The sequence below is a fragment of the Micromonospora sp. PLK6-60 genome (assembly GCF_019890675.1).
Lineage (GTDB): Bacteria > Actinomycetota > Actinomycetes > Mycobacteriales > Micromonosporaceae > Micromonospora.
On the sequence record NZ_JAIOAA010000005.1, the window covers coordinates 306,922 to 331,149 of the forward strand.

Consider the following 24,228-nt stretch of genomic DNA (forward strand, 5'->3'; position numbering starts at 1 on the left):
GGCGCCGCTCCTCCCCCGCTCAGCTGTCCCGGTCGGGGCGGCCGGCCGCCCCGGCCCGCTCGTCGTCGGGTTCCGTGCCGGCGGACCGATCCTCGGCGCCCTCGGCGGCGGGCCGGTCCTCGGCCGTCGGGCCGGCGGGCTGGTCGGGCGCCTCATCCGCCGCCGTGGCGGCGGTCGGCTCGACCGGCTCCACGGCCGGCTCGGGCAGCTCCCCGGTCTCCTGGTAGCGCCGGAACTCCTCCTCGCCGACCACCCGGTAGCCCTCCGGGGCCACGGCCCGCGCCCCGGCCTCCCGCTCGGCGAGGTCGACCTGGGACAGGTCGCCGCCGCCGACCGGCGCCGGGATGGCCGGCACGCCGACCGGGACCAGGTATTCCCGCGGGCCGCGCACCCGCAGGAAGTAGATCAGCGCGCCCGCGAAGACCAGCGCGGCCGTCCAGACGTTCAGCCGGAGCCCGAGGATCGTGTTCGCCTCGTCGACCCGCATCAGCTCGATCCAGAACCGGCCGGCGGTGTAGCCCATCACGTACAGCGCGAAGGCGCGCCCCCGGCCCAGCTTGAACCGCCGGTCGAGGACGACCACCAGCGCGGCCACGCCGACGTTCCACAGCGCCTCGTAGAGGAACGTCGGATGGTAGAGCCCGGGCAGCAGCACCGGCTGCCCGTCGGCGGTCTGGGCGTGGCCCGGGTTCGCCGGGTCCATCCGGTGGACCTCCAGCCCCCACGGCAGGGTGGTCCGGCCGCCGTACAGCTCGTTGTTGAACCAGTTGCCGAGCCGGCCCACCGCCTGGGCCAGCGGCAGGCCCGGGGCGAGCGCGTCGGCCACCACGGTCAGCGGGATGCCGAGCTGCCGGGCGGCGATCCAGGCGCCGAGCGCGCCGCCCGCCACCGCGCCCCAGATGCCCAGGCCGCCCTCCCAGATGGCGAACGCCTTGAGCGGCTCACCACCGGCGCCGAAGTATTTCTCCGGCGAGGTGATCACGTGGTAGACGCGGGCGCCGATGATGCCGGTCGGCACCGCCCAGACCGCGATGTCGAGCACCGCGCCGGGCGCCACGCCGCGCCGGCGCAACCGGTACTCGGTCACCACGCAGGCCACCACGATGCCGAGGATGATGCAGAGCGCGTACGCCCGGATCGGCACCGGCCCGAGCTGCCACACGGCGGTGGCGGGGCTCGGCAGGGCCGCCTGGGGGATCGTCGAGGCGAGGGTCACGGGTGCACACGCTACCGCTGCGGACCGCCCCGGCGGCACCCCCGGTCCGGTGGCCGGTCGTAACCGGTGACGAATGATTTGCCGGGCCGTAGGCTCTTTGTCCATGAGCGGGCCGACCTGGGCGGTGGCCGCGATCGTCGTCGACGACGCCGGCCGGGTGCTGCTGTGCCGCCAGGGCGGCGGCGAACGGCGCTGGGCGCTGCCCGGCGGCCGGCCACGCCGCCCGGAGTGCCCGACGGCGGCGGTCACCGCGCAGGTCCGGCGGGAGACCGGCCGACGGGTGGAGCCGGTCGACCTGGTCGGGATCTATCACCTCAGCGGGTCGCCGTGCGGCCGGCCGGCCCCGGCCGGATCGCCGCCCGGCTCTCCGCCCGACCTGCCGCCCGGCTCTCCGCCCGACGTGGTGGTGCACGTGTTCCGGGCCGTCGACGGCCGGCCGGCGGCCGAACCACCGGCCGGCTGCGCGCTGGCCTGGCACCGGCCGGACGCGCTGCCCGATGACGTCACCCCGGTGACCCGGGCCGCCGTCGCCGACGCCACCGCCGGCCGGTCCGGGGTGTTGCGCGACCTGCGCCCGGAGGGTACGCGCACCGTCCCCGGCACCCGACAGCCCGAGGCGCCGCACGTCGCGCCGTCCTGAGGGCCCCACCTGCCGCAGCGAGGGCCATCCCCAGCCCGGCTCAGCCCGAGATGCCGCGCATCGGGCCATCCCCGGCCCAGGACCGCCCGACATGCCGCAGAGCGGGCCAACCCCGGCCCAGGACCGGCCGGCATGCCGCATACGGGGCCAACGCCGGCCCCGGCCCGGCGCCGGACAGCGGGTGGGTCAGCGGGCGGGGTTGTGGACGCCCTCGGCGAGTTCGGCGCTGAGTGTCCGGAGCGCGGCCAGGCCGCCGGCCAGGTCCGGCGTATCGAGCAGGCAGCGGACCAGGGCGCTGCCGACGATCACCGCGTCCGCGTAGCCGGCGACGGTGGCCGCCTGCGCGCCGGTGCCGACGCCCAGCCCGACGCCGACCGGCAGGTCGGTCACGCCACGGACCCGGGAGACCAGGATCGGGGCCGCGTCGGAGGTCTGCGCCCGGGCGCCGGTCACCCCCATGACCGCCGTGGCGTAGACGAAACCACGGCAGTGCCGGGTGGTCATCTCCAGCCGGGCGTCGGTGGAGGACGGCGAGACCAGGAAGGTCCGGTCCAGTCCGTACGTGTCCGAGGCGGCCAGCCACTCGGCCGCCTCGTCGGGGATCAGGTCCGGGGTGATCAGGCCGGTGCCGCCGGCCGCCGCCAGGTCCCGGGCGAACGCGTCGACGCCGTACTGCTCGATCGGGTTCCAGTAGGTCATGGTGACCACCGGGGCGCCGGCCGCCGCCACCGCCTCGATGATGCGCAGCGCGTCGGCGGTGCGTACGCCGCCGGCCAGGGCGATGTCGCTGGCCCGCTGGATGACCGGGCCGTCCATCACCGGGTCGGAGTAGGGGATCTCCACCTCGATGACGTCCACGCCCGCCTCGACCATCGCCCGCATGGCCGCGATGCTGCCCTCGACGGTCGGGAAGCCGGCCGGCATGCAGCCGACCAGCACGGCCCGCCCGTCGGCGCGGGCCTTGTCGAACGCGACCCCGATCCGACTCACGGTCACTGCTCCTTGTCGAGGATGCCGAAGTACTCGCCGGCGGTGTGCACGTCCTTGTCGCCCCGCCCGGAGAGGTTGACCACGACGACCGGCTCCCGGCCCAGCTCGGCGGCGAGCTTCGGGGCGATCACCCGGACCCCGGCGAGGGCGTGCGCGCTCTCGATCGCCGGGATGATCCCCTCGGTGCGGCAGAGCAGCTCGAAGGCGGCCATCGCCGCGTCGTCGTCGACCGGCAGGTAGCTGGCCCGCCCGCTGTCGTGCAGCCAGGCGTGCTCCGGCCCGACCCCCGGGTAGTCCAGGCCGGCGGAGATCGAGTGCGACTCGACCGTCTGCCCGTCGGCGTCCTGGAGCACGTACGTCCGGGTGCCGTGCAGCACGCCCGAGCTGCCGCCGGTGATGCTCGCGGCGTGCCGGCCGGTCTCCACTCCCTCGCCGCCGGCCTCGAAGCCGTACAGCCGCACGTCGGCGTCCGGCACGAAGGCGTGGAAGATGCCCAGCGCGTTGGACCCGCCGCCGACGCAGGCCGCGACCGCGTCCGGCAGGCCGCCGGTGAGGTCGAGGCACTGCTGGCGGGCCTCCTCGCCGATGCCCCGCACGAAGTCGCGGACCATGGCCGGGAACGGGTGCGGACCCGCGGCGGTGCCGATCAGGTAGTGGGTGTCGTCGACGTTGGCGACCCAGTCCCGCATCGCCTCGTTCATCGCGTCCTTGAGGGTGCGCGAGCCGGTGGTCACCGGCACGACGGTGGCGCCGAGCATCCGCATCCGGGCCACGTTGAGCGCCTGCCGCCGGGTGTCCACCTCACCCATGTAGACCACGCACTCGAGGTCGAACAGCGCGGCGGCGGTGGCGGTGGCCACGCCGTGCTGGCCGGCGCCGGTCTCGGCGATCACCCGCCGCTTGCCCATCCGCCGGGTGAGCAGCGCCTGCCCGACCACGTTGCGGATCTTGTGCGCGCCGGTGTGGTTGAGGTCCTCCCGCTTGAGCAGCACCCGGGCACCGACCTCGGCGGAGAACCGGCGGGCCTCGTAGAGCAGGGAGGGGGCGCCGACGTAGTCACGCAGCAGGGCGTCGAGCTCGGCCCGGAAACCGGCGTCGGCCGTCGCGGCACGCCACGCCCCGTCCAGCTCGTCCAGGGCGGCCACCAGGGCCTCCGGGACGAAACGGCCACCGAACCGGCCGAAGTGACCGGCGGTGTCGGGGTACGCGGCGGACAGCGCGTCGGCGCTCATCGCGGGTTCCTCTCGCTGCGAACGGGTGCCGGGGCGCGTCAGCGCACCGGCCGGGGAGTCGCCGGGTGGTTGCCGGCGTTGACCAGCTCCGCCACCGCCTCGCGCGGGCTCTTCTGGGTCACCAGGCCCTCGCCCACCAGCACCGCGTCGGCGCCGGCGGAGGCGTACCGGATCAGGTCGTGCGGACCGCGTACGCCGGACTCGGCGATCTTGACCACGCTGCTGGGCAGGCCGGGCGCGATCCGCTCGAAGACGGACCGGTCGACCTCCAGGGTACGCAGGTCACGGGCGTTGACCCCGATCACCTGCGCGCCCGCCTCCAGGGCCCGGTCGGCCTCCTCCTCGGTGTGCACCTCGACCAGCGCGCACATGCCCAACGACTCGATCCGCTCCAGCAGGCCGACCAGCGCGTTCTGCTCCAGCGCGGCGACGATCAGCAGCACCAGGTCGGCGCCGTGCGCGCGGGCCTCGTGCACCTGGTAGCTGGAGACCACGAAGTCCTTGCGCAGCACGGGGATCTTCACCGCGGCGCGGACGGCGGCCAGGTCGTCCAGCGACCCGCCGAACCAGCGGCCCTCGGTCAGCACACTGATCGCCCGGGCCCCACCGGCGGCGTAGTCACCGGCCAGGTCGGCCGGGTCGGCGATGTCGGCGAGCCGCCCCTTCGACGGCGAGGACCGCTTGACCTCCGCGATCACCGCCACCCCGGGCCGGCGCAGCGCCGCGTACGCGTCGAGCGGCGGCGGCGCGGCCGCGGCCAGCTCCCGGATCCGCTCCAGCGGAACCTGTTCCTGCCGCCGGGCGACGTCCTCCCGCACCCCGGCCAGGATCTCGTCGAGCACGCCTGCGGACGCCGCCGTGGTCCCGGCGTCGTCCCCCTCCGCGTGCGCATGCTCAGCAGTCACCAACGGACTCCCCTCTCCGGGCGTCATGGGCCGATGCTAGGGGGCGCCACCAGCCGCCAGGTGCCGGGGGTATGGCGCTCCTCACGAAATGGACTGCGGCATAATGACCGACTTCCGGTGAACGGGATGTCACGCACGGCCACCGCGCGGATCGACCGCCGTCACACTCCGGCGGCGGCACTCCCGACCGCTTCATCGATCACCGCCCATGACCTATCTGACCACGATCCGTTGCCCCGCGCAGCACGGGGGTGGCCCGGTCCGGCGGTGTGACCAAGCTCAAGGCTGATCGGCCCTACCCAGGTCGGGCAGGTCAAGGGACAGTTGATCCGCCCGTCACCACGGCGAAACGTGAGCCGGGCAGCATCGGTTCGGGCAGACTCGACGAGGCGTCCGCCCGACCGTCGCCACCGTTGACCGTGCGAGGTGACCATGACCAGCCCCGAGTCGTCCAGCATCGATCTGACCACCATCTCCCGGACCGTGGCGTCGCTGGCCGTCGGCGTGGTGCACACGCTGGAACGGGCCGTGGTCGGCGAGTCCCGGATGCGGACCGCCCGGGGCAACGCCTGGGAGGCCGTCTGCGCCGACCGGGCCCGCGCCGACCAGCGGGCCGAACTGGACCGGCTGGTGGCCGAGCTGGCCGCCGCCCGGGCCGCGGCCCGGGACCGCCAGCCGGTCAGCTGACCGTCGGGTCCTCGCCCCGGTCCAGCGCGTCCCACGCCTCCGTGGTGCGCCGCCCGGTGACCCGCCCCTCGGCCGGCACCGGGCCACCGTCGCCGTCGCGGGCCGGGCGCTCGTACCGGGCGCCCATCGCCGGCCAGCCCCGCCCGCGTACCGCGGTCAGGCCGCCGCCGGCCGCCGCGAGCACCCCACCCACCAGGCACAACGCCGGCCACTGCCGGCTCACCTCACCACCGAACGCGGCGACCAGGCCGTAACCGCCGCCGGCCGCCACGGCCAGGCCGAGCAGCGCGAGCAGGACGCCGAGCGCGCGCCGCACCGCGCCCCGGGTGGCCAGCACCGCTCCCCCGCCGGCCAGCCCGACCACCGCCAGCGCGGGCAACCAGGGCAGCAGCGCGCCGCCGGTGCGGGCGGTGCGCACCGGCGGCAGTGGCGGCCGTTCGGCCAGCTCGACCGCCCAGGTCCGGGTCGCCGCCCAGAGCGCCAGGCCCGCGCCGGCCAGACAGAACAGGACGGCGTACGTCAGCTCGCGCCGCGCCCGCCGGGTCGGCTCGTCGGCCGGGGTACTCACCGGGCCGCCTTGAGGGTTTCGGCGGCGGCGATCGCGGCCAGCACGGCGGCGGCCTTGTTCCGGGTCTCCTGGTCCTCCGCGTGCGGATCGGAATCGGCCACCACCCCCGCCCCGGCCTGCACGTACGCCCGGCCGTCGCGGAGCAGCGCGGTGCGGATCGCGATGGCCATGTCGAGGTCGCCGCCGAAGCCGAAGTAGCCGACCGTGCCGCCGTAGAGGCCGCGCCGGACCGGTTCCAGCTCCTCGATGATCTCCATGGCCCGGACCTTCGGGGCGCCGGAGAGGGTGCCCGCCGGGAAGGTGGCGGCCAGCGCGTCGAAGGCGGTCCGGTCGGCGCGCAGGGTGCCGGTCACCGTCGAGACGATGTGCATGACGTGGCTGTACCGCTCGACGGTGGCGAACTGCGGCACCTCCACGGTGCCCGGGCGGCAGACCCGGCCCAGGTCGTTGCGGCCCAGGTCGACAAGCATCACGTGCTCGGCGCGTTCCTTCGGGTCGGCCAGCAGCTCGGCGGCGAACCGGGCGTCGGCCTCCGGGGTGGCGCCGCGCGGGCGGGTGCCGGCGATCGGGTGCAGCAGCGCGCGGCGCTGCCCGTCGGCGTCGCCGGTGACCTTCAGGTGCGCCTCCGGGGACGAGCCGACGATGTCGAACCCGTCGAAACGCAGCAGGTACATGTACGGGCTGGGATTGGTCGCCCGCAGCACCCGGTAGACGTCCAGCGGGTCCGCCTCGGTGGCCCGTTCGAAGCGCTGGGCCACCACGATCTGGAAGCACTCGCCGGCCCGGATGGCCTCCTTGGCCTCCTCGACGGCCTTCTGGTAGCCGCCCTCCGGGGTGCGGCTGACCACGCCGCCCACCGGTGGCCGCTCGACCGTGGAGATCATGGGCGGAATCGGTCGGGACAGCGCGGTCGTCATCGCGTCGAGGCGCCCCACCGCGTGGTGGTACGCCGCCGCGACCAGCGGCTCCCGGTCCGGGGCGTCCGCCGGCGGCAGGACCGCGTTGGCGACCAGGATCGCCGAACCCTCGTAGTGGTCGAGCACCACCAGGTCGGTGGCGAGCAGCATGCCCAGCTCGGGCAGGCGGAGGTCGTCCTCGGTGAGCTCGGGCAGCCGCTCGATGCGGCGGACGAAGTCGTAGCCGAGATAGCCGACCAGCCCGCCGGTCAGCGGTGGCATGCCGCTGGCCGGATCCCAGACCGGCCCGGCCAGCGACTCGACGGTCTCCCGCAGCACCCGCACCGGGTCACCGCCGGTCGGCAGCCCGGGCGGCGGGCGGCCGGTCCAGACCGCGGCGCCGTCGCGCTCGGTGAGCGTGGCGAGGCTGCGCACCCCGATGAACGAGTATCGCGACCAGGGGGTGCCCGCGGAGCCGGCGCCCTGCTCGGCGGACTCCAGCAGGAAGGTGCCCGGGCCGCCGGCCAGCTTGCGGTAGACGCCGATCGGGGTCTCCGCGTCGGCGAGCAGCCGGCGGGTGACCGGCACGACCCGCCAGCGCGCCGCCAGCTCGGCGAAGCTCGCCTGATCCGGGCTGACCGTCCCGTCGGTCATGCGGCATCGCCTCCAGGGGTGACCGGCAGTTCCTCGAAGAAGCACGAGCGGTGCCCAGTGTGGCAGGCCGCCCCGACCTGATCCACGCTCACCAGCAACGCGTCCCCGTCGCAGTCCACCGCCACCGAGTGGACGTGCTGGTGGTGGCCGGAGGTGGCGCCCTTGACCCAGTATTCCTGCCGGCTGCGCGACCAGTAGGTGGCCCGGCCGGTGGTCAGGGTGCGGTGCAACGCCTCGTCGTCCATCCAGGCGAGCATCAGCACCTCCCCCGAGTCGTGCTGGCGGACCACCGCGGCCACCAGGCCGTCGGGGGTGCGCCGCAGCCGGGCGGCGATGGCGGGATCGAGGCGGGACGGGCGGGCCGGGCCGGTCGGGGCGGGTCCGCCGGTCGGGGCGGCGTCAGGTACGGGCACAGTGACCCATTGTCCCGCACGCGCCACCGCCACTGTCGCCGCGTCCCGGCGCGGTCGCGGCGTCCCGCCCGCCGGCGGCGACAGCTGCCTCAGGTACCGACCCAGCCGGCCATCGGCCAGCGCGGCGGCCAGGTCGGGCCCGGCCACCGCGGCGACCTCCCCGGCGTACGGGCGGACCAGCGCGACGGTCCCGCCGACCAGCCGGTCGGCGGCGGTGTGCAGTTCGGCCACGGTGGCCGGGCGCAGCCCGAGGCAGCGCAGCATGTCCTCGCGGTAGCCGGGCGGGGCGGTCGGCAGGCCCAGCGCCGCGTCCAGCGCGGCCCGGCGGGAGACCACCCGGACCTCCGGGTTGACCAGCCGCAACACCGAGGGGCAGAGCCGGGCCAGGTCGGCGGCGGCCAGCCGGACCCCGATCGGGTCGTCCTCGGCGCGGGCGCCGGCGACCTTACCCAGCGTGGCGATCAGTTCCTCCAGCCGGGGCGGCCCGGCCGGCTGGCAGAGCACCGGCAGGTCCAGCCGCGCCCGCCAGGCCGGATCGGCCCAGAGCAGCCGGGCGGGCGCGCTGACCGGCAACCCGAACGCCCAGTCGGCCGGCTCACCGAGGCGGCGCAGCCAGCGGCGCAGGTCGAAGACCGCCACCGAGAGGTGCACCAGCCGCCCGCCGGTCTCGGCGAGATAGGCCCGGTGGGGGTCACCGGCCGGGCCGGCCTCCGGCGCCCCCGCCCCGACCAGCACGTCCAGGTCGACGTCGCTGTGCTCGGTGGCGCCGCCGCGGGCGTGGCTGCCGCGCAGCAGGATGCCGAGGACCGGGCGCCGGACGTCCCGGCGCAGGCGGGCCACCCAGTCGGCGAGAAAGCCGTGCTCAAGTGACGCAGGGTGACCCACCGCGCCATCGTGCCGTACCCCTTTTCGGGGCGCAATGCCCGTTGCCGCACTGGCTGTCCGGTCTGCGGGCCCACCCGCCGCCAGGTCAGGCGAGTTCCTCCTCCGCCCGGCGGTAGAGGTCGATCTTGAGATCGAGCATCTTCAGGTCCTCCTCCAGTTCGCTCATCCGGGCCAGCACCCGGGCCCGGTGCGCCTCGAACAGCGCCCGCCGCGCGCCGATCGTCCGGTCGCCCAGCCGGGCAAGCTCGGCGTAGCGGCGCATGTCGCGCACCGGCATCCCGGTGCGGCGTAGCCGGGTGAGCAGGAAGAGCCAGCCGACGTCGTCCTCGGTGTAGCGCCGCCGGCCGGCCGAGTCCCGCCCGACCGGCGCGACCAGGCCCTCCTGCTCGTACCAGCGCAGCGTGTAGGTGGTCAGGCCGACCCGGGCGGCGGCCTCGCCCACCGAGAGACTCGGCTCCTGCGTGCGGGTGTCCACCCGGACAGGCTTTCAGTTCGAGTCCACTCGAAGTCAACCGTTGCTCGACCGATGGTTTTTCATCTACCGTTGAGTTCAACGCTTGATGAGTTTCCGGGAGGCGGCGATGGACGCGGCGATAGCGGCCCACGACCTGGTCGTGGCGCGCGGCGGCCGGCGGGTGCTGCACGGGGTGAGCTGCGCGGTGCCCCGGGGCACGGTGACCGGCCTGCTCGGGCCCAGCGGCAGCGGCAAGACCACGCTGATGCGGGCGGTGGTCGGGGTGCAGACGGTGACCTCGGGCCGGGTCACCGTGCTGGGCCGGCCGGCGGGGGCGCGGGAGCTGCGCCACCGGGTCGGCTACCTGACCCAGGCGCCCAGCGTCTACGCCGACCTGACCGTCCGGGAGAACGCCCGCTACTTCGCGGCGCTGCACGGCCGGGGCCGCGCCGAGGCCGACCGGGCGGTCGCCGACGTCGGGCTGGCCGGCGCGGCCGGCCAACTGGTCGGCACCCTCTCCGGCGGCCAGCGCAGCCGGGCGTCGCTGGCCTGCGCCCTGGTCGGCGACCCGGAGCTGGTCATCCTCGACGAGCCGACGGTCGGCCAGGACCCGGTGCTGCGGGCCGACCTCTGGGCCCGCTTCCACGCCATGGCGGCCAGCGGGACGACCCTGCTGGTGTCCAGCCACGTGATGGACGAGGCGGCCCGCTGCGACCGGCTGCTGCTGATCCGCGAGGGCCGGCTGATCGCCGACGACACCCCCGCCGGGGTACGCGCCACCGCCGGCACCGACAACCTCGACGAGGCGTTCCTGCGGCTGATCCGGGCGAACGAGGAGGCGAACTCATGAACCCGCGCATCCTGGCCGCCACCACCGGGCGGATCCTGCGCCAGCTGCGGCACGACCGGCGCACCGTGGCGCTGCTGCTGGTGGTCCCCACCGTGCTGCTCACCCTGGTCTACTACATGTACGTCGACCAGCCCACCCCGCCCGGCCAGCCCAGCTTCTTCGACCAGGTGGCGCTGATCATGCTGGGCTTCTTCCCGTTCATCATCATGTTCCTGGTGACCAGCATCGCGATGCTGCGCGAACGCACCACCGGGACGCTGGAACGGCTGCTCACCACCCCGCTGGGCAAGCTGGACCTGCTCTTCGGATACGGCATCGCGTTCGGGCTGGCCGGCGTGCTCCAGTCCACCGTCGCCTCGCTGGTGGCGTACCGGGTGTTCGGGTTGGCCACCGCCGGCAGCGCCTGGCTGGTCATCATGATCGCCGGGATCAACGCGGTGCTGGCCGTGGCGCTCGGCCTGCTCTGCTCGGCGTTCGCCCGCACCGAGTTCCAGGCCGTGCAGTTCATGCCGGTGGTGGTGCTGCCGCAGTTGCTGCTCTGCGGGCTCTTCGTGCCGCGCGGCCAGATGGCCGGCTGGCTCCAGGCGATCAGCGACGTGCTGCCGCTGTCGTACGCCGTCGAGGCCCTGCAGGAGGTCGGCGCGCACCCGGACCCGACCGGCACGATGTGGCGCGACGCGGCGGTCGTGGCCGGCGCGGCGGTGGTGGCGCTGGTGCTCGCCGCCGCGACGCTGCGCCGGCGCAGCGGGTGACGCCGCGGCGGACCGGCCGCCGGCCCGGCCGGCCGGACACCCGGGAGGCGATCCTCGCGGCGGCCCGGGCGGCGTTCGCCGAGCGGGGCTTCGACGCCGCCTCGATCCGGGCCATCGCCGCCGCCGCGGGGGTGGACCCGGCCCTGGTGCACCACTACTTCGGCACAAAGGAGGAGCTGTTCCGGGCCACCGTGGCGATCCCGATCGACCCGGCCGAGCTGCTGCCGGCGGTGCTGGCCGGCGGCCCGGACGAGGTGGGCGAACGGCTGGTCCGCACGTTCCTGACCGTCTGGGACTCCCCGGTCGGCAAGGCCGCGGTGGCCCTGCTCCGCTCGGCGGTGAGCAGCGAGTGGACGGCCCGGTTGCTGCGCGAGTTCCTGTCCACCCAGATCCTGCGCCGAGTCCTCGACCAGCTCGACCTGGACCCGGCCGAGCGGCCGCTGCGCGGTGCGCTGCTGGCCAGCCAGGTCGCCGGGCTGGCCATGATGCGCTACGTCATCCGCCTCGACCCGATCGCCTCCGCCGACCGGGAGACCCTGGTCGCCGCGATCGGCCCCACCCTCCAGCGCTACCTCACCGGCGACTTGACCGGCGGGCCCGGCGTGGGCGGAGCGGCGGGCAGCGGCGTGAACCGACCAGAGCGAAGGTCAGATCGAGCGTGACACCCCGGAGTCAGTCGATGGGGCTGATCAACTACCCACCGCTACCAGGCCGCCGAGACGCAACTCAGGACATGGCGGGCGCGTCGAACACTGCGGGGAAGCGTTGCCGAACCCGCGTGATACAGCGGTCCCGGCTGGTGTCACCCCAGAGCCCTCGGTCGTACTCGGTGAAGGGCCGTTCCAGGGCATCGAGCCGGTCGACATTTCCCCGGAGGGCGGTGCGCCAGACCTCGGAGACTTCCTCGGAAGCACCGACGAGCGCCTCGATCGCATTCATGAGGCGGGTCTTCTCCGCCATCGCCTCCGGCGTCACCGACCACAGGCATTTCCCGAACTGCCCCGAGAGGTACCCCTGCCAGGTCTCGTTCAGGTCATCGGGTAGATCACTCGACGCTGCGGCATAGCGGGAACGGAAGCGCTCGAACAACTCATCGACCCCGCCGGCATCGTCGATCAGCGCGAAATAATCGGGCGGGTAGAGCTCCACGCCGTCGGGGAGCACATACGTCGCCTGCGGCAGTCGGCCTGCCGCGATCAGCTCCCGGACATCTCCGGGCGTCTCGTCGCGGCCGGCGCAGAGCTGCTCCAAGGTCCGATACTCGGTGTTCAGGTATGCAAGATCAGAAGAGCTGAAGCTCGGTTCCTCCGCCATGGCGGCGACTCTATCCAGGCGCACCGACATTACCGCCCCCCGAGGCGAGACCCCGGGGTCTCACCCCGCTATCGCACAAGATCGACAGGACTGGCCCTGACTAGCGGGTCTGCTCCAGCCAGGAGGCGTAGAGCAGGGCGTAGACCGAGTCGGGATCCTTCAGCAGCTCCTCGTGCGGACCGCGCTGCACGATCCGGCCCCGGTCGACCACGATCACCTCGTCGGCGGCCTGCGCGGTGGAGAGCCGGTGCGCGATGGCCAGCGTGGTCCGCCCCCGGGTCACCGCGTCCAGGGTGCGCTGGAGGCGTACCTCGGTGGCCGGGTCCACCGCGCTGGTCGCCTCGTCGAGCACCAGCAGGTCGGGGTCGGCCACGTACGCCCGGGCCAGCGCGACCAGCTGCCGCTCCCCCACGCTCAGCGCCTCGCCGCGCTCCCCGACCGGGGTGTCCAGGCCGGACGGCAGGCCGTCCAGCCAGTCGGCCAGGCCCAGCTCGGTGAAGGCGGCGGTGAGCTGCTCGTCGGTCAGCTCGGGGCGGGCGAAGCGGACGTTCTCCCCGACGGTGGCGTCGAACAGGAAACCGTCCTGCGGCACCATCACCACCCGCGAGCGCAGCGAGGAGAACCGCACCGCGTCCAGCGGCACACCGGAGAGCAGCACCTGCCCGGTGGTCGGGTCCATCAGCCGGGTGAGCAGCTTGGCGAAGGTGGTCTTGCCGCTGCCGGTCTCGCCGACCACCGCGACCCGGCTCTTCGCCGGGATGTCCAGGGTGACGTCGTGCAGCACCGGCGGACCACCCGGATAGCGGTATCCCACCCCGGCGAAGCGGACGTCCACCGGGCCCGGCGGCAGCTCCCGGCCCTGCTCGCCCGGGTCGGCCACGTCCGGGGCGACGTCCAGCACGTCGAGCACCCGGCGCCAGCCGGCGATGGCGTTCTGCGCCTCGTTGAGCACCTCGGTGGCGATCTGCACCGGCTGGATGAAGAGCGTCACCAGGAACAGGAACGCGGTGAGCTGGCCGATCGACAGGGTACGGTCCGCGCCGAGGCTGACCCCGACCACCACCACGCCGGCCAGCGCGACGCCGGCCGCCAGCTCCCCCACCGAGCTGCCCAGGATGCTGATCCGGATGGCCTTCTGCTGCGCCTCCCGCTGCCGCTCGATCGCCTCGTCCAGCCGCCGCGCGGTCCGCCCGGCGACGCCGTACGCCCGGATCACCGGCGCGCCGACCACGCTCTCGGCGATGGTGCCGAGCAGGACGCCCATCCGCTGCCGGACCGTGCCGTACGCGACGGCCAGCCGGCGCTGGAGCAACCGGATCACCAGCACCGCCGGCGCGAAGGCGGCGTAGACCACAAGCGTCAACTGCCAGGAGTACGCCAGCATGACCGCCGTGGTGACCGCCAGCTGGCCCAGGTTGACCAGCAGGATCACCCCGCCCCACTGGAGGAACTGGGTGATCTGGTCGACGTCGCTGGTGACCCGGGAGACCAGCGAGCCGCGCCGCTCGGACTGCTGGTGCAGCATGGACAGGTCGTGCACGTGCCGGAACGCCCGGGTCCGGACGTTGGCCAGCGCGGTCTCGCTGACCGTGAACAGCCGCCGCATCATCAGGTAGCCGCAGACGGTGGTGACCACCAGCACGGCGGCCGTGGCGACCACCACCGTGGAGATCACGTCCAGGTTCAGACCGCCGACGATCCCGCCGTCGATGCCGCGCTGCACCGCCACCGGCACGGCCACCCGGCCCACCATGTAGATCAGCGCCAGCGCCAGGGTGCCGGCCAGGCCGGTCCGCAGCTCCGGCGAGAGGGCCAGCCCGCGGCGCAGCGTCCGCCAGGTCGTCTCGGGCCGCTCCGCCCGCTCGGCGTCGGTGGTGGGGGTAGCGCTCATCGGTCCATCTCCAGGCCCGAGGTCGCCGGGGTGACCTCGTCGTACGTCCCGCTCTGCTCACGTTCCTGCTCGGCCTGCTCGTACGCGGTCACCAGGTCGGCGTAGCCGGGGACGGTGGCGAGCAGCTCGGGGTGGGTGCCCCGGGCCAGCACCCGGCCGTGTTCCAGGTAGACCACCTCGTCGGCGAGCGCGATGGTGGCCCGCCGGTAGGCCACCACCAGGATCGACGCGGGGGCGCCCCCGCCGGCCGGGGCGCGCAGCCCGGCCAGGATCGCCGCCTCCACCCGGGGGTCGACCGCGCTGGTGGCGTCGTCGAGCACCAGCAGCCGGGGCCGGCCGGCGAGGGCCCGGGCCAGGGTGAGCCGTTGCCGCTGCCCGCCGGAGAGCGAGGTGCCCCGCTCGCCGACCATGGTGTCCAGCCCGTCGGGCAGCGCGGCGACGAACCCGTCCGCCTCGGCCAGCCGCAGCGCCGCCCAGACGTCCTCGTCGCCGATGCCGGGCCGGTCGAGGGTGATGTTGGCCCGTACGGTGTCGTCGAAGACGAACGGCACCTGGGCGACCAGCGCGACGGTGCCGGCCAGCGAGTCGGCGGCCAGCTCGCGCAGGTCCACCCCGTCCAGCGTGACGGTGCCGGAGTCCGGGTCGACCAGGCGCACCGCCAGCGAGGCGACGGTGGACTTGCCGGCGCCCGTCGGGCCGACCAGCGCGACGGTCTTCCCGGCCGGCACCGTGAAGCCGACCTCGCCGAGCACCTGGGCGCCGGGCAGGTGCGCCTCCGCCGGCTCGTACCCGAAGTGCACGTCGTGGAAGGCCAGCGTGGCCGGCCGCGACTCGGCCGGGTCGAGCCGGCGCCCGCCGTACGGCATCTCGCCGGTGGCGTCGAGGACCCGGCGCACCCGGTCCCAGCCGGCGACGCTGCGCGGCAGCTCGGCCAGCACCCAGCCGATGGCCCGGACCGGGAAGGCCAGCACGGTGAAGAGGAAGGCCACGCTGACCAGCTCGGCGACGGTGATCGCGCCCTGCCGAAGCCGGATCGCGCCGACCACCAGCACGGCGAGCGTGCCGAGGCTGGGCAGCGTCTCCAGCATCGGGTCGAAGATGCCGCGCAGCCGGCCGACGGAGATCAGCGCGTCGCGCAGCTCACCGGCCCGGGCGCCGAACCGCGCGGTCTCCTGCGCCTCGCGGCCCATCGTCTTGACCACCAGCGCGCCGTCGAAGCTCTCGTGGGCGATGCCGCTGACCTCGGCGCGCAGCCGCTGCGCGCGGGCCTGCCGGGGCGCCATCCGGCGGGAGTAGACCACGTTGAGCGCGAACAGCGCCGGGAACACCGCCAGGCCGACCAGGGCGAGCGCCCAGTCGGTGAGGAAGAGCGAGACCACCGCGCCGACCAGCATCACCAGCGTGCCGACCGCGAACGGCAGCGGCGCGATCGGGTACCAGGCGGCCTCCACGTCGGAGTTGGCGTTGGAGAGCAGGGTGCCGGTGGCGTTGCGCTGGTGCCAGGCCAGCGGCAGGTCGAGGTAGCGGCGGGTGACCCGGCGGCGGTAGGCGGCCTGGAGCCGGAACTGCATGTAGCCGGCGCCGAGCCGGCGGCCGAAGATCCCGACCACGCGCAGCACACTGAGCCCGAACAACGCGGCGGCGGCCAGGGCCAGCACGCCGGTGCCCACCGAGCCGCGGGCGATCGCCGGCACCACCACCTCGCCGACCACCGCACCGACCACGAACGCGCTGGCCACGACCATGGCGCCGAACAGCACGCTGCCCGCCACCGCCACCGCGAAGATCCGTGGTTGCTCGCGGATCGCCTGGCCGAGGACCGCCAGTCCCCGGCCGAGCACATCCCGACTCGTCCCGCCCGTCACGCTCTCCCCCGCCGTAAGCCACCAGTATCTCTCTCATCCTTACCGGTCGCGGCCGGCTCCGCCGCCCCGCGCCGCTATGTCCGGCATCACGTCGGACCCTCCGGACGACGCCCCGGGCCGCGCCCGCCGCGCCGTCCGGCCGCCCCGCGCCTACCATCGGTCCATGTCGCGCTATGCCCGGGCCGAGCGTGCGGCGCTCGCCGACCTGCTGCTCGAACTGGGACCGGACGCCCCGACCGTCAACGAGGGATGGACCACCCGGGACCTGGCCGCCCACCTGATCGTCCGGGAACGCCGGCCGGACGCCGCCGGCGGCATCCTGCTGCCACCGCTGCGCGGGTACGGCGAGGCGGTGCGCCGGCGGACCGCCGCGCTGCCGTACGCCGAGCTGGTCGGCCGGGTGCGTCGGCCCCCGCTCTGGAGTCCGGTGAGCAACCCGCTCACCGACGAGCTGGCCAACCTGGTGGAGTACTTCATCCACCACGAGGACGTCCGCCGGGCCCAGGGCGGCTGGCTGCCCCGGGACCTGCCGGCCGGCCTGTCGGCGGCGCTCTGGAAGCGGGCCGCGCTGCTGGCCCGGATGTCGCTGCGCCGGTATCCGGCGGACCTGCTGGTCCAGGCCCCCGGGCACGGGGAACTGCGGGTCGGCCGGGGCGGCGACCGGCTGCGACTGGTGGGCGCCCCCGGCGAGGTGGTGCTCTTCCTCTCCGGCCGGCAGCGGGTGGCCCGGGTGCAGGTGGACGGCCCCACCGCGGCGGCCGACCGGTTGCGCTCGGCCCGGCTGGGATTCTGACCGACCGTGCAGGTCCCCGTCACGCACCGGTGAGCGGGGACCGGGCCCAGCGACGACGTTCGATGCCCTGCCGTACACTGCTGCCCTCCGGCCCCGTCCCGGGCGGGCCGCGACAGGGGGCACCGATGCGCAGCTTCGCGGTAGCGGCACTACGGGAGCCCCCGTATCCCGCGCGCCGGCACCCGGCAGCGGCCGTGGTGGCCGAGGAGAGCGCCGGCTGGGCGCGCGAGTGCGGCCTGGTCGGCGCCCCGGCGAAGCTGCGCCGGCTGCGCGCCGCCGGATCGGCCGACCTCGCCGCCCGGGCCTGCCCGGACGGGCCCGCCGACCGGCTGCGCCTGCTGGCCGACCTGATCACCTGGCTGTTCGTGATGGACGACGCCTGCGACGAGGACGGGCTGGGCGCCAACCCGACCCGGCTCGCGCCGGTGGTGGCGGCCCTGCTGGCCGTGCTGGACCGGCACGGCGACCCGACCGCGCCGGCGCCGGTCGAGGCCGGTCCGCTGGGCGTGGCGCTCAACGACGTGTGCCGGCGGGTCCGGGCGCGGCGGCGGCCGGGCGCCCTGCTGCGGCTGATCAGCCAGTTGCGGGAGTACCTGCTCGCGTTGCTCTGGGAGGCGGCCAACCGGGAGCACCGCCGGGTACCCGGCACGGAGGAGTACGTGCAGATGCGCCGGCACACCGGCGGTGCCCGGCCGGCCTTCACGCTTACCGACCTGAGCCGGGACGGGCTGCCCGACGCGGCCCGGCGGTCCGAGCCGGCACTGGTCGCCGTGGACGCCCTCGCCGCCGACCTGGTCTGCTGGTGCAACGACCTCTTCTCCTACGGCAAGGAGCGCGGCACCGGGCCGGACGCGCACAACCTGGTCGCCACGATCGCCCGGGAGACCGGGTTGGGCGAGGAGGCGGCGCTGCGCGCGGCGGCGGAGCGGTACAACGCGGCGCTGGCCGCGTACGGTGCCCGGGAGGCCGCGCTGCTGGCCGGCGGGGACGAGGCGGTGGACGCGTACCTGGCCACCCGGCGGGACTGGATCCGGGCCACCTACGACTGGTCGCTGGCCGCCACCCGGTACGCCTGACGCCTCTCTCCGGTCCGGCGCCGCAGGCGCGCCGACGGCGCAGGACGGTAACGAGCACTAGCCGATGCCCGGGGGCAGGCAATACCCTTCGGTAACCGAAAAAGGACGTGACCCCCGTCACGCCACCACCCCTGAAGGCGGCTTCAGCGATGGCTCTCGATGTACCGTACCACTCCATTCCCGACATGTTCCTCAAGCGGGTCGCGGCGACTCCCGACCGTGACGCCTTCGCCCACCCGGCGCCCGACGACTCCGGGCCGGTCTGGCTGACCTGGGAGCAGGTGGGGCAGCGGGCGCGGGCGGTCGCGGCTGGCCTGCACGGGCTCGGCGTCGGCCTGGAGGACCCGGTGGCGATCCTCGCGAACACCCGGATCGAGTGGGTGCTCGCCGACTTCGGCATCATGTGCGCGGGCGGGGCGACCACCACCGTCTACCCGACCACCGAGCCGGAGGACGCCACCTACATCCTCGCCGACTCCGGCTCCCGGGTGCTGTTCGCCGAGAACCCGGCCCAGGCCGCGAAGATCGCCGGCGCGGAGCTGCCCCGGCTCACCCACGTGGTCCTCTTCGACGGCGAACCCGACCCGGCCGCCGCCGTCCCGCAGCTCACCCTCGCCGAGCTGGAGGAGCGCGGCACCCGGGCCCTGGCGACCGAGCCGGACCTGATCGACATGCTGGTCGCCGGGATCGGCCCGGACCACCTGGCCACCCTGATCTACACCTCCGGCACCACCGGCCGGCCCAAGGGCGTGGAGCTGCTGCACGGCGGCTGGTGCTGGGAGGGGGTGGCCCAGGAGCAGGTGGGGCTGCTCCGCGACGACGACCTGCAATACCTCTGGCTGCCGCTGTCGCACTCGTTCGGCAAGACCCTGCTCTGCGGCGCCACCCACGTCGGTCTGCCCACGTACGTCGACGGCCGGGTGGAGAAGCTGGTCGAGCTGCTCGCGGTGATCCGGCCGACGCTCATGTGCGGCGCGCCCCGGGTCTTCGAGAAGGTCTTCAACAAGTCGGTCACCACCGCGCAGGACGCCGGCGGGGCGAAGGCGAAGATCTTCGCCTGGGCGGTCCGCACCGGCAAGGAGAAGGTCACCCTGGAGCAGGCGGGCAAGCCGGTCCCGGCCGGCCTCAAGGTCCGCTACGCGCTGGCCGAGAAGCTGGTGTTCAGCAAGATCCAGCAGCGGCTCGGCGGGCGGATCCGGGTGCTGGTCTCCGGCGCGGCGCCGCTCAGCCCGGAGATCGCCACCTTCTTCGCCGCCGCCAACCTGCCCATCTCCGAGGGCTACGGCCTGACCGAGACCAGCGCCGGCAACTTCGTGAACCCGCCGGACGGGCTGCGCATCGGCACCGTCGGCCGGGCCATGGGCGACCTGGAGTGCAAGCTCGACACCGACGGGGAGATCCTGGTCCGGGGCCGGCCGGTGATGCGCGGCTACCACAACCTGCCGGAGGAAACCGCCGCCGCGTTCACCTCCGACGGCTTCTTCCGCACCGGCGACATCGGCAGCCTGGACGACGACGGCTACCTGCGCATCACCGACCGGAAGAAGGACCTGGTCAAGACCTCCGGCGGCAAGTACATCGCGCCCTCGCACATCGAGGGCATGTTCAAGGCCATCTGCCCGTACACCTCCCAGGCGATCGTCGTCGGTCAGGCCCGCAACTACTGCACCATGCTGGTCACCCTCGACCCGGACGCGATCAAGGGCTGGGCGGCGGGCGGTCCGCTCGAGGGCCTGGACTACACCGAGATCGTCACCTCCGACGCGGCACGGGAGATGGTCGAGGGCTACGTGGCGGAGCTCAACGCCAAGCTCAACCGCTGGGAGACCATCAAGAAGGTGGCCATCCTCCCGCGTGACCTGTCCATCGAGCACGGCGAGATCACGCCGTCGCTGAAGATCAAGCGCCGGGGCGTGGAGAGCAACTTCGCCGCCGAGATCGAGAAGATGTACGCGGGCACGCTCGCCGAGCTCTGACCGCACCAGCACGTCGGCGGCCGTGCCCCACCGTCCCGGGGCACGGCCGTCGGTGTGCGACGGGGTGGCCCCGGGTCACAGGTGCTGCTGGCGCCACCGGGTCTGGTCCACCTCCAGGGCGAGTTGCTCGGCCAACGCGAGCTGCCGGATCCGGCGCCGCCGGCCGTCCTCGCGCACCGTCTCTGCCACGGTCATGACGACGGTGATGCCGCAGAGCACCGCCAATGCCACCAGCTCCGGCAGCAGGGCGGCGAACGGGGCGACCACGGCGAGCACCACCACCGCCAGCAGCAACGGCCAGCGCACCCGGCGCAGCGCCCGCCAGGCGCAGGCGACGATGCTCAGCAGGTACAGCCCCACCCCGCCGTAGAGCACCGTGATCCAGAAGCCGCCCAACGGCACACCCCAGTCGGGGCTGCCCGGCTGCGCCGCCTCGGCGAGCAGATCCTTGAGCCCGAGGGCGAAGAAGATGATCCCGGCGATCATCGGCAGGTGCAGGTAGGTGTACGCGTCCCGGGCCAACCGCAGCCGCCGGCCTGGGTCACGGGCCCGGTGCAGCGCCTGCTCCAGGCCGGTCGACAGGGTGTCGAAGTACGCCCACCACAGCATCGCCGTGACACCGATGCCGAGCACGGCCGCGAGCGCCACCGGCCCGGTGAGCGGCAGGTCGGTGAAGAACTTCGCCCCGAGCCCCAGCGAGATGATCGACTCGCCGAGCGCGATCAGGACCATCAGCGCGTGCCGTTCGGCCCAGTGTCCCGCCGAGATCACCACCCACCACGGCCGGCCGAGGATCACCCCGCCGACGTACTCCAGCGCCAGTGCGGCCGTCCAGAGCGTGAGCTGCACCGCGATGGCCACCGGCCGGTCGAGCAGCCGGGGCGGCACCGTACCCGCGACCACGAGCAGCGCGGTCGCCGCCACCGGCAGCACGGCGATCATCGACAGTCGCCGCCACCGCTCGGGGTCGGCGCGGGCCACCCAGAAGAAGATCACGAGTTGGGCGACCCGGACCACCAGGTAGCAGGCCGCGAAGACCATCGGACCGTTCAGCCCACCCGGGCGGTCGACGAACGCGCCCGGCATGCTCAGCACCAGCATGAAGGCCGCCGCCACGGTGACGAACCCGACCAGCGGCAGCACGCCCTGATCCGCCCGGACCGCGTTGCCGAGCCCGGCGAAGCCCGTCCAGCACCACCACAGCAGCGCCAGCACCAGCAGGCAGCGGTACAGGTTGACCGGGCTGGGGTGGGTGGCGGTCAGGCTGGTCACGTTGAGGAACGCGAAGACGAACACCAGGTCGTAGAAGAGCTCCAACCGGGTGGTCCGCGACCCCGGCGCGCCGGGCTGCACCGCCTGCGACCACCGGGTTCCGCCGCCGTTGCCCACTCCGGCAGTCTGGCAGCCACAGCGACCCCGACGAGCCGGTTCGAGCCGGTCAGGCGATGACGGCGGGCTCCCGCCACCGCGGGCGGGCGGTGCGGTCCAGGCCGTAGCGGACCGCGGCCAGCCGGTCGACCGCCTCCACCAGGTCCGCAGCGGGCAGGGTGAAGGGCAGCCGCAGGAAACGTTCGAGGGTGCCGTCCAGGCCGAAGCGGGGGCCGGGCGCCAGCCGTACGCCGGCCTCCTCGGCCGCCCGGGCCAGCGCGCTGGAGACCGGCCCGTCCAGCTCGGCCCAGAGCGTCACCCCGCCGCGGGGCACGGTGACCCGCCAGTCGGGCAGCCGCCGCGCCAGCGCGCCGAGCAGGGCGTCGCGCTGGACGGTGAGCTGGGCCCGCCGGGCGGCCACGATCCTCGGCGCGTCGGCCAGCAGCCGGACCGCGAGGAGCTGGTCGAGCACCGGGCTGGCCATGTCGACGCCGACCCGGGCCGCGGCCAGCCGCTGCACCTGCGGCGCGGACGCCCGCACCCAGCCGATCCGCAGGCCGCCCCAGTACGGCTTGCTCATCCCGCCGATGCTGATCACCCGGGAGTGCCGGTCGAAGCCGGCCACCGGCGGCGGCAGCGGCGTGCCGTCCAGCGGCAGGTCCACGAACGACTCGTCGATGATCAGGTCGGTGCCGGCCGCGTGGGCCGCGGCGACCAGCCGCTCCCGCAGCCCGGCGGTCATCAGGTGCCCGGTCGGGTTCTGGAACTCCGGGATCAGGTACGCCAGCTTGGGGCGGCCCTGCCGGATGCTGCCCAGCAGCAGGTCCGCGTCCCACCCCGGCCCGTCGGTGGCCAGGCCGTGGGTGGTGATCCGGGCCCGGCGCGCGGCGAGCGCGGCCAGCGCGTTCGGGTAGGTGGGCGACTCCACCAGCACGCTGCCGCCGGGATTCAGTGCCAAACGCAGCACCAGGTCCAGCGCGTGCTGCGTCCCGCTGGTCACCATGATCTGCTCCGGGCTGGTCGGCAGCCCGCGCGCGGTGTACCCCCCGGCGACCGCCTCGCGCAGCTCGACGATGCCGGTCGGGTGGTAGCCGGCGCCGCCCAGGTAGCGCGTCAGGTCCTCGGTGGCGGCCCGGGCGGCGGCGACCAGCTCCGGCGGCGCGGCCAGCGCGGCGACCCCCAGGTCGATCATGTCCCGGTCGTCCTGCGGGGTCCACAGCCCGTTGCCGGCGATCCGGTGGTTGCCGGGCAGCATCGTCCAGCTGCCGGCGCCCCGGCGGCTGGCCAGGTGGCCGGTCTCGCGCAGCTGGCGGTAGGCGGCGGTGACCGTGGTGCGGCTGATCCGCAACGCCTCCGCCAGCTCCCGCTCGGCCGGCAGGCGTACGCCCAGCGGCAGCCGGCCGTCGGCGAGCAGGCCGCGGACCGCGGCCGCGAGCGCGGCGTAGTCCGGGTTGCGACGGCGACCGGGCAGCGCATGCCACTCGCCGAGCAGGCGTGCCAATTGGCTGCCCCGCACCTGGCTGCTCATGGCCACCCCTCCGGAATTGGCTCTAACAATCCAGAAATTGGATCCTAGGGTGGCATGCATGGCTCCGATTGGCAATCTGCGGCACCGGCCGGCCCGCCGCCTGACCCAGCTCTACGCCGGCCTGGTCCTGTACGGGGTCAGCATGGCCATGATGATCCGCTCCGGCCTGGGGCTGGACCCGTGGGACGTCTTCCACCAGGGGCTGTCCCTGCGCACCGGGCTCTCCTTCGGCACGGTGACCATCGCAGTCGGCGCGCTGGTGCTGCTGCTCTGGATCCCGCTGCGGCAACGCCCGGGCATCGGCACGGTCAGCAACGTGGTGGTGATCGGCCTGGTGGTGGACGCCACCATGATCCTGCTGCCGGCCGGCCTGCCGCTACCGGCCCGGATCGCCCTGCTGGTCGGCGGCATCGTGGCCAACGGCGCGGCCACCGGGCTCTACATCGGCGCCCGGCTCGGCCCCGGCCCCCGGGACGGGCTGATGACCGGCTACGTGGCCCGCCGGCCGGGCCGGTCGATCCGGCTGGTCCGCACGGTCATCGAGGTCACCGTGCTGGGCCTGGGCTGGTTGCTCGGCGGCACGGTCGGCCTCGGCACGGTCGCGTACGCGGTGAGCATCGGGCCGCTGACCCAACTGTTCCTGCCGGTGTTCACCGTCGCCGACCCACCCGCGCCGGTTCCGCCCACCGCCACTTCCGCCAATCCCTCCCCCGCTGAGCTGCGGTGACGCCCGGTACACGGAATCAGGTGTTTTCTTCGCCGAGAGTGCCGGGCATCATTTCCGCATGGGGGAGAACGGATGGCGCCGGACGGACGCCTGGATCTTCGTGTCCGTGGTCATCGCGAGCGGCGCCGGGCGGCACCGCCGGGCCGCGTCGACCCGCCGCCCGGAGGGGGTACGCCTGGCCGACGTGCTCTCCACCGCCGACCACCTGAACCGGGCCATCCCCGAGCGGCACGAGGTGGAGGCGGCGGTGCGCCGGCTGGCCGGGGCGGGGCTGGTCAGCGTCGCCGACGGCTGGTTCCGGATCACCCCGGACGGCGAGCGGCTCTGGCGCACCCGGCCCAGCGCCGGCCTGGCCACCACCGTCGACACCGTGCAGGGGGTGCTCAGCCGGCGGCACACGCCCGGTGACGCCGACTGGCAGCTGGCCGACGAGGAACACGCCGCCGCGGTGCAGGAATACCTCGTCCGCTCGATCCCGGCCCCGCGGCGGTCCCCGGAGGGCCACCCGGAACGGGGCTGACCACCGGCAGCGCGTCCTTGGCCTCGCC

At 74.5% G+C, this 24,228-nt stretch carries 23 protein-coding genes and 1 pseudogene; 10 read left to right on the plus strand and 14 right to left on the minus strand.

Translation table 11 applies throughout. The features are described from left to right. Positions 1-19: 19 nt before the first annotated feature. Positions 20-1,216 (minus strand): prolipoprotein diacylglyceryl transferase, encoded by a 1,197-nt coding sequence (gene lgt, locus K7640_RS12835; RefSeq protein WP_222954998.1) that lies wholly within the window; start codon positions 1,214-1,216, stop codon positions 20-22. Positions 1,217-1,319: 103 nt separating this feature from the next. Between lgt and K7640_RS12840 the strand changes: the two genes are divergently transcribed. Beyond that, positions 1,320-1,856, plus strand: coding sequence for an NUDIX domain-containing protein (locus tag K7640_RS12840; RefSeq protein WP_222954999.1), 537 nt, complete (start codon positions 1,320-1,322; stop codon positions 1,854-1,856). A 186-nt stretch (positions 1,857-2,042) separates the two neighbouring features. On the opposite strand, the gene trpA is transcribed toward K7640_RS12840, so the two are convergent. Genes trpA through trpC form a run of 3 tightly spaced genes read right to left on the minus strand, consistent with a single transcriptional unit; the run spans position 2,043 to position 4,920 of the window. After that, positions 2,043-2,846 carry a tryptophan synthase subunit alpha gene (gene trpA, locus K7640_RS12845; protein WP_222955000.1) on the minus strand — a complete coding sequence of 268 codons (804 nt, stop codon included), beginning with the start codon at positions 2,844-2,846 and terminating at the stop codon, positions 2,043-2,045. 2 nt (positions 2,847-2,848) lie between these two features. Then, the gene (trpB, locus tag K7640_RS12850; RefSeq protein WP_222955001.1) at positions 2,849-4,078 is read right to left on the minus strand and encodes a tryptophan synthase subunit beta; all 1,230 of its coding nucleotides are present in this window, start codon (positions 4,076-4,078) and stop codon (positions 2,849-2,851) included. A 38-nt stretch (positions 4,079-4,116) separates the two neighbouring features. Beyond that, a complete protein-coding gene (trpC, locus tag K7640_RS12855; protein WP_222955128.1) occupies positions 4,117-4,920 on the minus strand; it encodes an indole-3-glycerol phosphate synthase TrpC in 804 nt (267 codons plus the stop codon). 495 nt (positions 4,921-5,415) lie between these two features. Here trpC and K7640_RS12860 point away from each other — a divergent pair, with 495 nt between their 5' ends. Next, on the plus strand, positions 5,416-5,670 hold the full coding sequence (locus tag K7640_RS12860; RefSeq protein WP_222955002.1) for a hypothetical protein: 255 nt from the start codon (positions 5,416-5,418) through the stop codon (positions 5,668-5,670). Here K7640_RS12860 and K7640_RS12865 read toward each other — a convergent pair. The 5 genes and pseudogenes from K7640_RS12865 to K7640_RS12880 form a co-directional block, all read right to left on the minus strand. Continuing rightward, positions 5,663-6,238 (minus strand): Trp biosynthesis-associated membrane protein, encoded by a 576-nt coding sequence (locus K7640_RS12865; protein ID WP_222955003.1) that lies wholly within the window; start codon positions 6,236-6,238, stop codon positions 5,663-5,665. The two genes, K7640_RS12860 and K7640_RS12865, sit on opposite strands and share 8 nt — an antisense overlap. Continuing rightward, positions 6,235-7,788, minus strand: a complete 1,554-nt coding sequence (locus K7640_RS12870) for an anthranilate synthase component I (protein ID WP_222955004.1) — start codon at positions 7,786-7,788, stop codon at positions 6,235-6,237. Before K7640_RS12870 ends, K7640_RS12865 begins: the two co-directional genes overlap by 4 nt. Further along, on the minus strand, positions 7,785-8,201 hold the full coding sequence (gene hisI, locus K7640_RS30165; RefSeq protein ID WP_308042542.1) for a phosphoribosyl-AMP cyclohydrolase: 417 nt from the start codon (positions 8,199-8,201) through the stop codon (positions 7,785-7,787). Before hisI ends, K7640_RS12870 begins: the two co-directional genes overlap by 4 nt. A gap of 180 nt (positions 8,202-8,381) precedes the next feature. After that, positions 8,382-9,086, minus strand: a pseudogene (locus K7640_RS30805) (nucleotidyltransferase domain-containing protein); the annotation flags it as partial. Positions 9,087-9,171: 85 nt separating this feature from the next. Beyond that, on the minus strand, positions 9,172-9,561 hold the full coding sequence (locus tag K7640_RS12880; RefSeq protein WP_222955006.1) for a MerR family transcriptional regulator: 390 nt from the start codon (positions 9,559-9,561) through the stop codon (positions 9,172-9,174). Positions 9,562-9,667: 106 nt separating this feature from the next. Here K7640_RS12880 and K7640_RS12885 point away from each other — a divergent pair, with 106 nt between their 5' ends. The 3 genes from K7640_RS12885 to K7640_RS12895 are packed head-to-tail and all read left to right on the plus strand — an operon-like array spanning position 9,668 to position 11,804. Then, on the plus strand, positions 9,668-10,390 hold the full coding sequence (locus K7640_RS12885) for an ABC transporter ATP-binding protein (RefSeq protein ID WP_222955007.1): 723 nt from the start codon (positions 9,668-9,670) through the stop codon (positions 10,388-10,390). After that, positions 10,387-11,142, plus strand: coding sequence for an ABC transporter permease (locus K7640_RS12890; protein ID WP_222955008.1), 756 nt, complete (start codon positions 10,387-10,389; stop codon positions 11,140-11,142). Before K7640_RS12885 ends, K7640_RS12890 begins: the two co-directional genes overlap by 4 nt. After that, positions 11,139-11,804 carry a TetR family transcriptional regulator gene (locus K7640_RS12895; protein ID WP_222955009.1) on the plus strand — a complete coding sequence of 222 codons (666 nt, stop codon included), beginning with the start codon at positions 11,139-11,141 and terminating at the stop codon, positions 11,802-11,804. The genes K7640_RS12890 and K7640_RS12895 overlap by 4 nt, the downstream gene beginning before the upstream one ends. A 64-nt stretch (positions 11,805-11,868) precedes the next feature. On the opposite strand, the gene K7640_RS12900 is transcribed toward K7640_RS12895, so the two are convergent. The 3 genes from K7640_RS12900 to K7640_RS12910 all read right to left on the minus strand — a co-directional run bounded on the left by K7640_RS12900 (position 11,869) and on the right by K7640_RS12910 (position 16,212). Next, positions 11,869-12,456, minus strand: coding sequence for a DUF6058 family natural product biosynthesis protein (locus K7640_RS12900; RefSeq protein WP_222955010.1), 588 nt, complete (start codon positions 12,454-12,456; stop codon positions 11,869-11,871). 100 nt (positions 12,457-12,556) lie between these two features. Next, positions 12,557-14,347 carry an ABC transporter ATP-binding protein gene (locus K7640_RS12905; RefSeq protein ID WP_222955011.1) on the minus strand — a complete coding sequence of 597 codons (1,791 nt, stop codon included), beginning with the start codon at positions 14,345-14,347 and terminating at the stop codon, positions 12,557-12,559. After that, positions 14,344-16,212 (minus strand): ABC transporter ATP-binding protein, encoded by a 1,869-nt coding sequence (locus K7640_RS12910; protein WP_222955012.1) that lies wholly within the window; start codon positions 16,210-16,212, stop codon positions 14,344-14,346. Before K7640_RS12910 ends, K7640_RS12905 begins: the two co-directional genes overlap by 4 nt. Positions 16,213-16,375: 163 nt before the next feature. On the opposite strand from K7640_RS12910, the gene K7640_RS12915 reads away from it, so the two are divergent. From K7640_RS12915 to K7640_RS12925, 3 genes are all read left to right on the plus strand, one after another. Continuing rightward, positions 16,376-17,005, plus strand: coding sequence for a TIGR03085 family metal-binding protein (locus K7640_RS12915; RefSeq protein WP_222955013.1), 630 nt, complete (start codon positions 16,376-16,378; stop codon positions 17,003-17,005). A 125-nt stretch (positions 17,006-17,130) separates the two neighbouring features. Continuing rightward, positions 17,131-18,081 carry a terpene synthase gene (locus K7640_RS12920; RefSeq protein ID WP_222955014.1) on the plus strand — a complete coding sequence of 317 codons (951 nt, stop codon included), beginning with the start codon at positions 17,131-17,133 and terminating at the stop codon, positions 18,079-18,081. A gap of 149 nt (positions 18,082-18,230) precedes the next feature. Further along, positions 18,231-20,057, plus strand: a complete 1,827-nt coding sequence (locus K7640_RS12925) for a long-chain fatty acid--CoA ligase (RefSeq protein WP_222955015.1) — start codon at positions 18,231-18,233, stop codon at positions 20,055-20,057. A gap of 75 nt (positions 20,058-20,132) precedes the next feature. On the opposite strand, the gene K7640_RS12930 is transcribed toward K7640_RS12925, so the two are convergent. Continuing rightward, entirely contained in the window at positions 20,133-21,446 is a 1,314-nt protein-coding gene (locus K7640_RS12930; RefSeq protein WP_308042534.1) for a low temperature requirement protein A, read from the minus strand. Between the two features lie 49 nt (positions 21,447-21,495). Continuing rightward, positions 21,496-22,953 (minus strand): PLP-dependent aminotransferase family protein, encoded by a 1,458-nt coding sequence (locus K7640_RS12935; RefSeq protein WP_222955016.1) that lies wholly within the window; start codon positions 22,951-22,953, stop codon positions 21,496-21,498. Between the two features lie 58 nt (positions 22,954-23,011). Here K7640_RS12935 and K7640_RS12940 point away from each other — a divergent pair, with 58 nt between their 5' ends. Both K7640_RS12940 and K7640_RS12945 read left to right on the plus strand, forming a co-directional pair. Continuing rightward, positions 23,012-23,680, plus strand: coding sequence for a YitT family protein (locus tag K7640_RS12940; protein WP_222955017.1), 669 nt, complete (start codon positions 23,012-23,014; stop codon positions 23,678-23,680). Positions 23,681-23,738: 58 nt separating this feature from the next. Next, positions 23,739-24,200, plus strand: coding sequence for a hypothetical protein (locus K7640_RS12945; RefSeq protein WP_222955018.1), 462 nt, complete (start codon positions 23,739-23,741; stop codon positions 24,198-24,200). Positions 24,201-24,228: the final 28 nt, after the last annotated feature.

Coding starts and splice junctions, on each gene's coding strand:
- K7640_RS12925 (WP_222955015.1), top strand. CDS start 18,231: ATGGCTCTCGATGTACCGTACCACTCCATTCCCGACATGTTCCTCAAG.
- K7640_RS12890 (WP_222955008.1), top strand. CDS start 10,387: ATGAACCCGCGCATCCTGGCCGCCACCACCGGGCGGATCCTGCGCCAG.
- K7640_RS12900 (WP_222955010.1), bottom strand. CDS start 12,456: ATGGCGGAGGAACCGAGCTTCAGCTCTTCTGATCTTGCATACCTGAAC.
- K7640_RS12840 (WP_222954999.1), top strand. CDS start 1,320: ATGAGCGGGCCGACCTGGGCGGTGGCCGCGATCGTCGTCGACGACGCC.
- K7640_RS12920 (WP_222955014.1), top strand. CDS start 17,131: ATGCGCAGCTTCGCGGTAGCGGCACTACGGGAGCCCCCGTATCCCGCG.
- K7640_RS12940 (WP_222955017.1), top strand. CDS start 23,012: ATGGCTCCGATTGGCAATCTGCGGCACCGGCCGGCCCGCCGCCTGACC.
- K7640_RS12915 (WP_222955013.1), top strand. CDS start 16,376: ATGTCGCGCTATGCCCGGGCCGAGCGTGCGGCGCTCGCCGACCTGCTG.
- K7640_RS12935 (WP_222955016.1), bottom strand. CDS start 22,953: ATGAGCAGCCAGGTGCGGGGCAGCCAATTGGCACGCCTGCTCGGCGAG.
- K7640_RS12860 (WP_222955002.1), top strand. CDS start 5,416: ATGACCAGCCCCGAGTCGTCCAGCATCGATCTGACCACCATCTCCCGG.
- trpB (WP_222955001.1), bottom strand. CDS start 4,078: ATGAGCGCCGACGCGCTGTCCGCCGCGTACCCCGACACCGCCGGTCAC.
- K7640_RS12885 (WP_222955007.1), top strand. CDS start 9,668: ATGGACGCGGCGATAGCGGCCCACGACCTGGTCGTGGCGCGCGGCGGC.
- K7640_RS12945 (WP_222955018.1), top strand. CDS start 23,739: ATGGGGGAGAACGGATGGCGCCGGACGGACGCCTGGATCTTCGTGTCC.
- K7640_RS12905 (WP_222955011.1), bottom strand. CDS start 14,347: ATGAGCGCTACCCCCACCACCGACGCCGAGCGGGCGGAGCGGCCCGAG.
- K7640_RS12870 (WP_222955004.1), bottom strand. CDS start 7,788: ATGACCGACGGGACGGTCAGCCCGGATCAGGCGAGCTTCGCCGAGCTG.